This is a genomic window from Citrobacter sp. CtB7.12, from assembly GCF_001297795.1.
GTDB classification, from domain to species: domain Bacteria; phylum Pseudomonadota; class Gammaproteobacteria; order Enterobacterales; family Enterobacteriaceae; genus Citrobacter_A; species Citrobacter_A amalonaticus.
In genome coordinates, this window is the sequence record NZ_LIFT01000035.1 from 211 (window position 1) to 12,537 (window position 12,327).

Sequence of the window (12,327 nt, forward strand, 5' to 3'; positions counted from 1 at the left end):
TTTTCAGACGCCAGACCCTGTCCGGACACGGTGTTGTCAAACCAGTTGTAGAGCAGCCAGCCATCGACATACGCACCGGTTTTATCGGCGTCGTTGGCATACCAGGTGCCGTACAGACCGGCGCTGTAGCCGCTGATTTCCCCACGGGATGAGTATCCGGTCAGGCTGGAGTGGCTGCGGCTCTTACTGTTGGCGTAACCGGCCATCAGACCCAGATGCCAGCGATCGAGGCCGTCGGTGCTCCATTGCGCGATATCCCCGCCCAGTTGCATCACGTAGCGGTTGCTCTGGGTGCTGATCTGCCCGGAACCATCTTTGAAGCGGTGATGTCCGCCGATGTGGCGCATCCACAGGCTGGTGACTTTCTGCTCGCCAGTTAACGCGTCGGTGTACTGGGTTTCACCCAGACGATCGTGAAGCCGGGTGGTGAACAGCGTGTTGGCGGCAAGGGTGTTCGCCAGATAGCTGCCGGTTTCCGGGCGATACTGGTGCGGACCTTCAGGTGTCGGAGACTCTGGAATTACGGGTTCTTTCGGCTCAGTAGGTGGAACCGATTCTGGCAAGGCCTGGCTGGTCAACGACCAGTTCTGGTTGTCTCGTTTCACAAGGTCGTAGTCATATGCGCCTGCGACAATACGGCCTTCTTTCACAAAGGTACCGTTTGAAGTCCCTTCAACGTCGATAATACGGATACCTTCAATCGTCGCGGCTCCGTTACCGCCCGCGTTACTGACGCTGACGCGCGTGGTGCCGTAGGTATCACCTTTCACAATCAGCTTATCCGTTGGCGACAGGTCATCACCCAGCACAGTGCGCAAGGCCAGCAAGCCGTTGTTTCCGGTGTAATCACCGTTAATTGTCAACTGGGTTGGGCTAAAGGTTGCTTGCACTTGCGACGGGGAAGAGAGTATCGCTGTGCCTGCCAGTTCCAGCGAATTCAGCGTCTGTGAATAGCCGTTAAGATCCAGCTGTGCGCTGCTGTCCACGCGGTAATCGGATCTTGCACTCAGGGTATTTTCTGCCCCGGCGCGCAATGTACCATTCGCGACGTGGGTAGGGCCCTGATAGGTGTTAGCGCCTGTCAGCGTGGTTGTCCCCGAGCCGACATGGTTCACTTCACCCACACCGGTGATTTTGGCCGAGAGTATGAAGTCGTCGCTGTTGTGATTAAAGTTGAGCTCTGCCGTGCTCATACCGCTGGTGTTGCCAAGGTAGATCCACGGCAGGTTCAGTGTTCCCGCAGCCTGTTGTGCTTCGCCCTTTGCGCCGCCAATATTCAGGATGCCGGTACTGCCTTCTCCCACTGCCAGCCAGATTAAGTTACCCGAGCGGACCGTTGCACCGTTGCTGACGGTGAGGATCCCGGTGGCGTCATTGGGCGTTGTTGCAAACCCCCCGAGGTAAATACCTTCCGTCACATCCAGCAGCGAGTTTTCACCGTCCACGAGGGCGACACCGTAGCCATTACGACTGGTGTTACTCGTATTGCCGACGTAGCCAATGTTCATGTGTTCGCTTAAGGAGAGGGTTCCGCCGCGGGTAATCATCAGGTTGCCGCGCCCCTGATCGCCGACCACGCTCCAGACGGAAGAGACGGACGAATTTGCGCCATCGATAGTAACCGTTCCCTGCGCGTTTGCGGCATATTCTCCAATGCGCAATTCATCAATACCGCTGATTTTACTGCCGTTATTCACCCGCAGCGTACCTGAACCATCATGGGTCCCGAGTACCAGATTCAAATTGCCCAGTGTCCAGGTCGCACCATTCGTCAGCGTCACGCTGCCGTTTGCGCCATTACCGATCATACCGGCGGCGGTGGTGATAGCCCGACCATCGATCAGCAGTGAGCCGTCGGAGTTATCACCCACCCAAAGACTGCGGAAGTTATTCCATGCGGGGTCGGTATTTTCCGTGGCGGAAAGCGTAATATTTTGTCCATTATTAATAATGACAGTATCCCCCACACCTGTTGGTGGGGAAATATTATTATTGGCTACAGCAGTGGACGTTAAAGCCATGGAAATTGCAATGGCTAATAGAGTTTCAGGGAAACACTGTGCATTTATTTTCATATATTGACTCTTCCTTAAGATTTAAATATTACATCCAGGCATAAGCCAGAAAAGCCAGTGCTGAATACACGGCTATTTGTCGGGTTGCTCATGCAAATAAAATTCTGATGATTTTTAATATTATTTGCCGCGGGCGATATAGCGTAATCGTTTTGCCGCAGGCTTGCATTCGATATTGATAGGCTGAGTCTATTAACCGTCATTAACAGAGTGAAGATATTTAAGTGATGGCTAATTATTTGATTACAAATGTTTATTGTTTTTGGCTATCCTTCCAGGAATAATGCAAATATAAGGCGAAAAACAACAGGATAGATGAGGTTTTTGATAAGGAAGACTGAATAGATGCGAAGGATTAACATTAGTGTGAATATCGCTTCACTATGTTTAATTACGGACAGTAATAATGTTTTTTAAGAATTTTAGGCTGACTAATTATCATTGTTTTGATGAGTATCAATTTTTACATTGGTATTAATCTGAATGTCTTTTATCGATGTTAAGATTATTACCAATAAGTCTGTAAGGGTTTTGATAATAATCTTAAGTGGAGTTGTTTCGAACAGGGTTATGCATATTTACGCAATAATGAGAGATTTATTAAAAGACAGGGTTGTCGGTCATTATTTTATTTGTATGCAGAAAGTGACTTAACTTTACCGTAGTATGCAAAAAAGGACTGAGCAGGCCGAAATCACAAAAGCAACCTATCACTGAAAGGGCTCTGGATTTTTTCTGGAAGCTGAACTAGTTATTAATCATCCCTGAACAGCGGCATGGATTCAGCGGTGATGATAGCGTCATAACATAACCTGGAGCTTCTCTATGAAAACTGGATATAAACTCTTGATTGGTGCGTTGGCTTTTGTGGCGACAAATGCGTTTGCAGCGGAGCTGTTAACAAAAGCTGAGTTTGAGAAAGTGGAGTCGCAGTACACCCTGATTGGCAACATCAATACCAGCAATGAAACGTCCACTCAGGATGCGAAAGAAGATCTGCTCAAAAAAGCGGATGAGAAAGGGGCTGATGTGGTCGTGCTGACTTCCGGTCAAACCGACAACAAAATTCATGGCACTGCCAATATCTACAAGAAAAAGTAATTCGTAAGCGTGCCGGATGGCGCTGGCCTGGTGAAATGTGTAGGCCGGGTAAGACGCTGTGTGTCGCCATCCGGCCGTTCATTCCTTCAGCCGTCGCCAGAATGTGGTTCTGCTGACCCCCAGATAACGCGCGGCGGCGCGCTTATCGCCGTTAAACTGCGCCAGCACCTGCTGTGGCGTAGCGGAAGGCGAAGGGTATGACGGCGATTCGTTCTCCGCCAGTTCCGGCAGTATCTGCTGTAATAAATGTTCATTCAGTTGTGGCATCGGTTCAACGCTTAAAAACAGTGCCAGCCGTTCCATCATATTGCGCAATTCGCGAATATTTCCCGGCCACTGATAGTGCAACAGCGCACCGGCACTCTGCGCCAGTCCGGCGCGCACCGACTCGGTAAACGGTACGGAGAGCGCGGCCAGCGATTGTTTTAAAAAACCTTCCGCCAGCGGCAGGATATCGGCGGGGCGCTCCCGTAGAGCCGGTAACGACAGACGTAAAATACTCAGGCGATAAAACAGATCGCGACGAAACTGCCCGTGTTTCATCTCGTCTTCCAGATTGCAGTGGGTGGCGCTAATCACCCGCACTGTTACCGGAATGGGGTGATGTCCACCCACCCGGGTGACCTCTTTTTCTTCCAGCACGCGCAGCAGTCGGGTTTGCAGCGGCAACGGCATTTCGCCGATTTCATCGAGAAACAGCGTTCCGCCGTGGGCGATTTCAAACAGCCCGGCACGACCACCGCGTCGCGATCCGGTGAAGGCGCCTTCCTCGTAGCCAAACAGCTCCGCTTCCAGCAACGATTCGGCGATCGCCCCGCAATTCACCGCGACGAACGGATGCGCCGTTTTGTCGCCGCGCGTGCCAGGACGCGTACAAAACTCGCGGTGAATGGCCTGGGCTGCCAGTTCTTTCCCGGTGCCGGTTTCCCCCTGAATCAGGACAGAGGCGGGTGAACGGGCATACAGCATAATGGTATGGCGCACCTGTTCCATCTGTGCGGACTCGCCACGAATATCTCCCAGCCCATAGCGGGTGCGCAGCGCCTGATCGGAGGCATAATGACCGTGGCGACGCTGGGTCAGGCGGGTCATGTCCAGCGCATCACTAAAGGCCTGACGCACCGTGGCGGCAGAATAGATAAAGATACCGGTCATGCCTGCCTCTTCCGCCAGATCGGTGATCAGTCCCGCGCCAACCACCGCGTCAATGCCGTTTGCTTTCAACTCGTTAATCTGCCCGCGCGCGTCTTCTTCGGTGATATAGCTGCGTTGTTCCAGTTGCAGGTTGAAGGTTTTTTGAAAAGCCATCAGCGCGGGGAGCGTTTCCTGGTAGGTCACCACGCCAATGGAGGCGGTCAGTTTTCCGGCCTTTGCCAGCGCCTGCAGAACGTCAAACCCGCTGGGTTTGATCAGGATAACTGGTATCGACAGGCGACTTTTCAGATACGCGCCGTTCGATCCGGCGGCGATGATCGCATCACAGCGTTCGGTGGTCAGCTTCTTACGGATATAGGTGACCGCTTTTTCAAAACCGAGCTGGATGGGGGTGATGGTCGCCAGATGATCAAACTCCAGGCTGATGTCGCGAAACAGATCGAACAGTCGCGTTACCGAGACCGTCCAGATAACCGGTTTGTCATCATTCACCCGCGGGGGAAGCGTTGTCGTCGCCATAGCCAACCCAAAATAAAAGGACAGAGTAATGGGTGTAGTCTTGTTTCATAATTGTTGCAATGAAACCGGTCGGGACGTTTCATGAAACGTTAGCTGACACGCTTTTTTTCGCTTATCGCGGTATGCTGTGGTTTATCTTATTGTTATATCGATGGTTATTTAAAACACTCTCTTTCAAAGCGCCTTTGGCATAGCCCTTGCTTTATGTGAATCAACGGTTAGTTACAAGTTGATAACACGAGGATGGACTATGTCTCTGGATTCTCCGGGTCAGGCATTTCGCGCTGCACTCACCAAAGAAAACCCCTTACAAATCGTCGGCACCATCAACGCCAACCATGCGTTGCTGGCCCAGCGCGCCGGGTATCAGGCGATTTATCTTTCGGGCGGCGGCGTCGCGGCCGGTTCGCTGGGACTGCCGGATCTGGGCATCTCCACCCTGGACGACGTCTTGACCGACATTCGCCGCATCACCGACGTCTGTCCGCTCCCGCTGCTGGTGGATGCTGATATCGGCTTTGGTTCGTCGGCGTTTAACGTTGCGCGCACCGTCAAGTCGATGATCAAAGCCGGGGCGGCGGCGCTACACATCGAAGATCAGATTGGCGCCAAGCGCTGCGGCCATCGTCCGAATAAAGCGATTGTTTCGAAAGAGGAGATGGTCGATCGCATTCGTGCGGCAGTTGATGCCCGTACCGATCCCCACTTTGTGATCATGGCGCGTACCGATGCCCTGGCGGTGGAAGGGTTAGACGCAGCGATCGATCGTGCGCAGGCCTATGTCGAAGCGGGCGCCGACATGCTGTTCCCGGAGGCGATCACGGCGCTTTCGATGTACCGCCAGTTTGCCGATGCAGTCCAGGTGCCGATTCTTGCCAATATCACCGAATTTGGCGCTACGCCGTTGTTCACGACCGACGAACTGCGCAGTGCGAACGTGGCGATGGCGCTCTATCCGCTCTCGGCATTCCGCGCCATGAACCGGGCTGCTGAAAAGGTCTACAACGTGCTGCGCCTGGAAGGGACGCAAAAGAGCGTTATCGACATCATGCAGACCCGTAACGAACTGTATGAAAGCATCAATTACTACCAGTACGAAGAGAAGCTCGACGCGTTGTATATCAAGTAGGCCGGATGGCGGCTACGCCTTATCAGGCCTGGACGAAAACCCTCAGTACCCTACATATGACAATAATGATGAGGACAACATGAGCGACACAACGATCCTGCAAAATAATACCCATGTTATTAAGCCTAAAAAATCCGTCGCGCTGTCCGGCGTACCGGCGGGCAATACCGCGCTGTGCACCGTCGGCAAAAGCGGCAACGATCTGCACTATCGCGGCTACGATATTCTCGATCTCGCCCGGCAGTGCGAATTTGAAGAAGTCGCGCATCTGCTGATTCACGGCAAACTCCCGACCCGTGACGAACTTCAGGCATACAAAAGTAAACTCAAAGCGCTGCGCGGGTTACCGGCTAACGTCCGTACCGTACTGGAAGCGCTGCCAGCGGCATCGCATCCGATGGACGTGATGCGCACCGGCGTATCGGCGCTGGGCTGTACGCTGCCGGAAAAAGAGGGGCACACCGTTTCCGGCGCGCGTGATATTGCCGATAAGCTGCTGGCCTCGCTCAGTTCCATCCTGCTCTACTGGTATCACTACAGTCACAACGGCGAGCGTATTCAGCCAGAAACCGATGACGACTCTATCGGCGGCCATTTTCTGCACCTGTTGCACGGCGAAAAACCGACGCAGAGCTGGGAAAAAGCAATGCACATTTCGTTGGTGTTGTACGCCGAGCATGAGTTCAACGCCTCCACCTTTACCAGCCGCGTGATTGCCGGCACCGGATCGGATGTTTACTCGGCCATTATCGGCGCGATTGGCGCACTGCGCGGTCCGAAACACGGCGGGGCGAATGAGGTCTCGCTGGAGATTCAGCAGCGCTACGAAACGCCGGACGAAGCCGAAGCCGATATCCGTAAGCGCGTGGAAAACAAAGAAGTGGTGATTGGTTTTGGTCATCCGGTTTATACCATTGCCGATCCGCGTCATCAGGTCATCAAACGTGTGGCGAAGCAGCTTTCCGAAGAGGGGGGCTCGCTGAAGATGTACAACATTGCCGATCGTCTGGAAGAGGTGATGTGGGAGACGAAGAAGATGTTCCCTAACCTCGACTGGTTCTCGGCGGTCTCCTACAACATGATGGGCGTTCCCACCGAAATGTTTACCCCGCTGTTTGTCATCGCCCGCGTCACCGGCTGGGCGGCACACATTATTGAACAGCGCCAGGACAACAAAATCATTCGTCCTTCCGCCAACTATACCGGCCCGGACGATCGTGAGTTTGTGCCGATCGATCAGCGTCAGTAATTCATTACCTCTAAAGATAAAAAAACAGGAAACGTACCTTATGTCCGCTCAAATTTTAAATGTTCGCCCGGAATTCGATCGTGAAATCGTTGATATCGTGGATTACGTCGTCAACTACGAGATAGCGTCAACGGTGGCGTATGACACCGCCCACTACTGCCTGCTTGATACGTTGGGCTGTGGTCTGGAAGCGCTGGAATATCCGGCCTGTAAAAAACTGATGGGGCCGATTGTTCCGGGGACCGTGGTGCCCAACGGCGTGCGCGTGCCGGGTACCCAGTTTCAGCTCGACCCGGTACAGGCCGCGTTTAACATTGGCGCGATGATCCGCTGGCTCGACTTCAATGACACCTGGCTGGCGGCGGAGTGGGGCCACCCTTCCGATAACCTCGGCGGGATCCTGGCGACAGCGGACTGGCTCTCACGCAACGCGGTCGCGGCGGGTAAAGCGCCGTTGACCATGAAACACGTGCTGACCGGAATGATTAAGGCCCACGAAATTCAGGGCTGTATCGCGCTGGAAAACGCCTTTAACCGCGTGGGGCTTGACCACGTTCTGCTGGTCAAAGTGGCCTCCACCGCCGTGGTGGCTGAAATGCTGGGGCTAACGCGTGATGAGATCCTCAACGCGGTGTCGCTGGCGTGGGTCGACGGACAGTCGCTGCGCACCTATCGCCATGCGCCGAATACCGGCACGCGTAAATCCTGGGCGGCGGGCGATGCAACCTCGCGCGCGGTGCGTCTGGCGCTGATGGCGAAAACCGGTGAGATGGGTTATCCGTCAGCGCTGACGGCGAAAACCTGGGGGTTTTATGACGTCTCATTCAAAGGCGAGTCGTTCCGCTTCCAGCGTCCATACGGCTCCTACGTAATGGAAAACGTGCTGTTCAAAATTTCGTTCCCGGCGGAGTTCCACTCTCAGACGGCGGTTGAAGCGGCAATGACGCTGTATGCGCAAATGCAGGCAGCAGGTAAAAGCGCTGCAGATATCGAAAAAGTGACCATTCGCACCCACGAAGCCTGCATTCGCATCATTGATAAGCAGGGGCCGCTGAATAACCCGGCCGATCGCGATCACTGTATTCAGTATATGGTGGCGATCCCGCTGCTGTTCGGACGCTTAACGGCGGCGGATTATGAGGACGGCGTGGCACAGGACAAGCGAATCGATTCCCTGCGCGAGAAGATCCGTTGTGTTGAAGATCCGGCGTTTACCGCGGACTATCACGATCCGGAAAAACGCGCCATCGCCAATGCGATCACCCTGGAATTCACTGACGGTTCACAGTTTGACGAGGTGGTCGTGGAGTTCCCGATTGGCCATGCACGTCGCCGTACCGACGGGATCCCGAAACTGATCGAAAAATTCAAAATTAACCTGGCGCGCCAGTTCCCGACTCGCCAACAGCAGCGCATCCTGGAGGTCTCCCTGGACAGAACTCGCCTGGAGCAGATGCCGGTCAATGAGTACATGGACCTTTATGTCATCTAGAACCCGCTTCATCAGGCGTAAGTTCAACAGGAGAGCGTTATGTCTTTTAGCGAATTTTATCAGCGTTCTGTTACGCAACCGGAATCATTCTGGGCCGAACAGGCCCGGCGGATTGACTGGCAGCAGCCGTTTATCCGCACGCTGGATCACAGCCATCCGCCGTTTGCCCGTTGGTTTTGCGGCGGTACCACCAATCTGTGTCATAACGCCATTGACCGCTGGCTGGAGAAACAACCGGATGCGCTGGCGCTGATCGCTGTCTCATCCGAGACCGAAGAGGAGCGCACCTTTACCTTCCGTCAGCTCTATGACGAAGTGAACGTGGTGGCGTCAATGCTGCAATCGCTCGGCGTGCAGCGCGGCGATCGGGTTCTGGTATACATGCCGATGATCGCTGAGGCGCATATCACGCTGCTGGCCTGCGCACGGATTGGCGCGATCCACTCGGTAGTGTTCGGCGGTTTTGCTTCGCACAGCGTGGCGGCGCGCATCGATGACGCGAAGCCGGTGCTGATTGTCTCCGCCGATGCGGGGGCGCGCGGCGGTAAAGTGTTGCCCTATAAAAAGCTGCTCGATGATGCGATCGAGCAGGCGCAACATCAGCCGAAACAGGTGTTACTGGTGGATCGCGGGCTGGCGAAAATGGCGCGTGTGGCCGGTCGCGATCTCGACTTTGCGACGTTGCGCCAGCAGCATCTCGGCGCCACGGTGCCGGTGACGTGGCTGGAATCCAATGAAACGTCCTGCATTCTTTATACCTCCGGCACCACCGGAAAACCCAAAGGCGTGCAGCGCGATGTCGGCGGCTATGCCGTGGCGCTGGCGACCTCAATGGCGACCATTTTTGGCGGCAAAGCGGGGGGCGTGTTCTTCTGCGCGTCGGATATCGGTTGGGTTGTCGGGCATTCCTATATTGTCTACGCGCCGCTCCTGGCAGGGATGGCAACCATTGTGTATGAAGGACTGCCGACGTATCCGGACTGCGGCGTGTGGTGGAAGATCGTCGAGAAATATCAGGTCAACCGGATGTTCTCGGCACCGACCGCCATTCGCGTGCTGAAAAAATTCCCGACCGCGCAGATCCGCAATCACGATCTCTCCTCGCTGGAGGTGCTCTATCTGGCAGGCGAGCCGCTGGACGAACCGACCGCAAGCTGGGTAACGGAAACACTGGGCGTGCCGGTTGTTGATAATTACTGGCAGACCGAATCCGGCTGGCCGATTATGGCGCTGGCCCGGGCACTGGATGACCGGCCGTCGCGCCTCGGCAGTCCCGGCGTGCCCATGTATGGCTATAACGTGCAGTTGCTCAATGAGATGACCGGCGAACCCTGCGGCGCCAACGAGAAGGGGATGGTGGTGATCGAAGGGCCGCTGCCACCCGGCTGTATTCAGACCATTTGGGGCGACGATGAACGGTTTGTGAATACCTACTGGTCGCTGTTCAATCGTCAGGTATACGCCACGTTTGACTGGGGTATTCGTGACGCCGACGGTTACTACTTCATTCTGGGGCGCACGGATGATGTGATTAACGTCGCCGGGCACCGGTTGGGCACGCGGGAAATTGAGGAGAGTATCTCCAGCTATCCGAACGTGGCGGAAGTGGCGGTGGTCGGGGTAAAAGATGCGCTGAAGGGGCAGGTGGCGGTAGCGTTTGTCATTCCCAAACAGAGCGACAGTCTGGAAGACCGCGATGTGGCGCATTCGGAAGAGAAAGCGATCATGGCGCTGGTGGACAGCCAGATTGGCAACTTTGGTCGTCCTGCCCACGTCTGGTTTGTTTCGCAACTGCCGAAAACCCGATCCGGCAAAATGCTCCGCCGCACGATCCAGGCCATTTGCGAAGGCCGCGATCCGGGAGATCTCACCACGCTTGACGATCCGGCGGCGCTGCAGCAAATCCGCCAGGCGATGGAGGAGTAATCTGATGGCCCGATAGGGCGGCGTAAACGCCTTATCTGGCCACATTCACCAGTAGCCGGTCCTAAAATAAATTCGAATGCTTCTGTGAGCGGGTTATTACCTGCGGCCACATATGGCTGGATTGTTGACCAGATATATGGCGCATTGAAATAAAATTAAAGAAGGGACTCTGATAACGTCCCTTCTTGCAATTTACACTATAGTTTCAATGCAAATATAACCAGATAATAGTATAGTCAATATGAACCAAATGGCAGCTTCCACTCTAAAACCTGTAATCAGATAACCAGGTAAACTGCGAATAAATCTATATCCTTCTATGCTCATATCATGATTTGTAACACGATTATATGGAAATACCAAGCTACCCATTATAAAACCAATTTTTGCATGATATGCTGCCGGGGAACCAATCAAACTTGCCCCCCTTGCCATACGCGCTGTCATAGGTAAATGGCCAAATTTTTCCTCATATAATTCCACGATTTTTCCATAACTATCTTTATTAATTACATATGAAACAAATACTAATACAACAAAACTGAAAAAAAAAGCCACACTAAATAACAACTGTATATTATCGAAGTTTTCTATCAAAAAGTTTTTCATATATTAATAAACCTGATTCTTCATTAAACGTATCGGGTGAATGGGTTAATTTATCTGGATTATTATTTATCGCGTCATTAATAGCGCCTCCCAAACGCCCCCCTAATCTTTCACCTGTTTTCTCTGCCATTTTTCCAGCTACAATTCCCGTACCGATACCTGTCACCAGGCATAGTCCCGCTCCGACCGCGCCTGCTTCTGATGTGAGAAGCCCCAGCGCCCACAGACATACACTCCTTGCTGCAGGCCCAGCGATACCTCCCGCAGTAATACCCACTCCCTGCTTACCCCCGAATTTACTATACTCAGTTATCGCTGCTTTTCTACATTCGCTCTCTCGCCCCTTTGCGCAGGCCTCATAAACGTTAGTTGTATAACTCGCAAAATCAAGACCAATACCGACATAGCCTGTTGTTCTCATTATTTTGATTAGTTTTGCGGATTTTTCTATATAGCTTGCATATCCCTCAATATCTTTTACCCCGGTTTGATCCCACTTATGCATAATGGATTTTGTGGATAAACCCAATGCTTGTTTTATTTGTTCGTATTGTTTTAAATCCAATTGTTCTTTTGAAAATTGATTCAAAAGAATATCTAACTTTTTAAATAATCTTTCTCGTTGACCGAAAAACTCCTCTCCAGAAATGAGACCGGAATTTTGGCGATATGTTTTTTTATAAAGCTCCTGAATTTCGTTTAGTATTTTATTTATTTCTTCATAATAACCCCCGCCAGCATCCTTTATGTAACCTAAGATATCTCCGCTTTGTCCTAAAGCATCACTATATAAATTAGATGAGAAAATATCTATCGAGGTTCTGTTTTCATACAATAATTTAGCTTCCTCATTAGTCAGCGGCTCAAGTGCTTTATCAATTTTGTCCCTTGCTGTTTGTACTTGCGCAATTTTTTCAGATGACCTGGATAGTGGGTCAGCAACAACTAAGATTGAACCGGGCTTTTTCTTTTTTTCTGGATTCAACTGATGATATAACTCTTTTACTCCAGATGGTGGATTAACCATTAACTCATATTCATATGATTTGGGTGTCGTCAATTCTGGTACTAC

The 12,327-nt window shown here is 52.6% G+C and carries 8 protein-coding genes and 2 pseudogenes; 6 read left to right on the plus strand and 4 right to left on the minus strand.

Annotated elements, in window-relative coordinates:
• The coding region (locus AOY24_RS22915) for an autotransporter outer membrane beta-barrel domain-containing protein (RefSeq protein WP_235507545.1) at nucleotides 1–2,021 on the minus strand (2,021 nt) is incomplete at its 3' end.
• Nucleotides 2,022–2,900: 879 nt separating this feature from the next.
• Here AOY24_RS22915 and yahO point away from each other — a divergent pair.
• Complete coding sequence (gene yahO, locus AOY24_RS22920) at nucleotides 2,901–3,176, plus strand: DUF1471 family periplasmic protein YahO (RefSeq protein WP_043001665.1); 276 nt, start codon at nucleotides 2,901–2,903, stop codon at nucleotides 3,174–3,176.
• 78 nt (nucleotides 3,177–3,254) lie between these two features.
• On the opposite strand, the gene prpR is transcribed toward yahO, so the two are convergent.
• A complete protein-coding gene (prpR, locus tag AOY24_RS22925; RefSeq protein WP_054176047.1) occupies nucleotides 3,255–4,850 on the minus strand; it encodes a propionate catabolism operon regulatory protein PrpR in 1,596 nt (531 codons plus the stop codon).
• Nucleotides 4,851–5,100: 250 nt separating this feature from the next.
• Between prpR and prpB the strand changes: the two genes are divergently transcribed.
• The 5 genes and pseudogenes from prpB to AOY24_RS25490 form a co-directional block, all read left to right on the plus strand.
• The gene (prpB, locus tag AOY24_RS22930) at nucleotides 5,101–5,979 is read left to right on the plus strand and encodes a methylisocitrate lyase (RefSeq protein WP_054176048.1); all 879 of its coding nucleotides are present in this window, start codon (nucleotides 5,101–5,103) and stop codon (nucleotides 5,977–5,979) included.
• A gap of 79 nt (nucleotides 5,980–6,058) precedes the next feature.
• On the plus strand, nucleotides 6,059–7,228 hold the full coding sequence (gene prpC, locus AOY24_RS22935; protein WP_043001662.1) for a 2-methylcitrate synthase: 1,170 nt from the start codon (nucleotides 6,059–6,061) through the stop codon (nucleotides 7,226–7,228).
• 40 nt (nucleotides 7,229–7,268) lie between these two features.
• On the plus strand, nucleotides 7,269–8,720 hold the full coding sequence (locus tag AOY24_RS22940) for a bifunctional 2-methylcitrate dehydratase/aconitate hydratase (protein WP_044327221.1): 1,452 nt from the start codon (nucleotides 7,269–7,271) through the stop codon (nucleotides 8,718–8,720).
• Between the two features lie 39 nt (nucleotides 8,721–8,759).
• On the plus strand, nucleotides 8,760–10,646 hold the full coding sequence (gene prpE, locus AOY24_RS22945) for a propionate--CoA ligase (RefSeq protein WP_054176049.1): 1,887 nt from the start codon (nucleotides 8,760–8,762) through the stop codon (nucleotides 10,644–10,646).
• 39 nt (nucleotides 10,647–10,685) lie between these two features.
• Nucleotides 10,686–10,799: pseudogene (locus AOY24_RS25490) on the plus strand (hypothetical protein); the annotation flags it as partial.
• A gap of 39 nt (nucleotides 10,800–10,838) precedes the next feature.
• On the opposite strand, the gene AOY24_RS24395 reads toward AOY24_RS25490, so the two are convergent.
• Entirely contained in the window at nucleotides 10,839–11,255 is a 417-nt protein-coding gene (locus AOY24_RS24395) for a hypothetical protein (RefSeq protein WP_054176177.1), read from the minus strand.
• Nucleotides 11,224–12,327: pseudogene (locus AOY24_RS22950) on the minus strand (hypothetical protein); the annotation flags it as partial. The pseudogene AOY24_RS22950 and the gene AOY24_RS24395, both read right to left, overlap by 32 nt.

Bases quoted from the DNA above. Each gene is read 5' to 3' on its own strand.
- prpE (WP_054176049.1), top strand. From the start codon at position 8,760: ATGTCTTTTAGCGAATTTTATCAGCGTTCTGTTACGCAACCGGAATCA.
- prpB (WP_054176048.1), top strand. From the start codon at position 5,101: ATGTCTCTGGATTCTCCGGGTCAGGCATTTCGCGCTGCACTCACCAAA.
- AOY24_RS24395 (WP_054176177.1), bottom strand. From the start codon at position 11,255: ATGAAAAACTTTTTGATAGAAAACTTCGATAATATACAGTTGTTATTT.
- yahO (WP_043001665.1), top strand. From the start codon at position 2,901: ATGAAAACTGGATATAAACTCTTGATTGGTGCGTTGGCTTTTGTGGCG.
- prpC (WP_043001662.1), top strand. From the start codon at position 6,059: ATGAGCGACACAACGATCCTGCAAAATAATACCCATGTTATTAAGCCT.
- prpR (WP_054176047.1), bottom strand. From the start codon at position 4,850: ATGGCGACGACAACGCTTCCCCCGCGGGTGAATGATGACAAACCGGTT.
- AOY24_RS22940 (WP_044327221.1), top strand. From the start codon at position 7,269: ATGTCCGCTCAAATTTTAAATGTTCGCCCGGAATTCGATCGTGAAATC.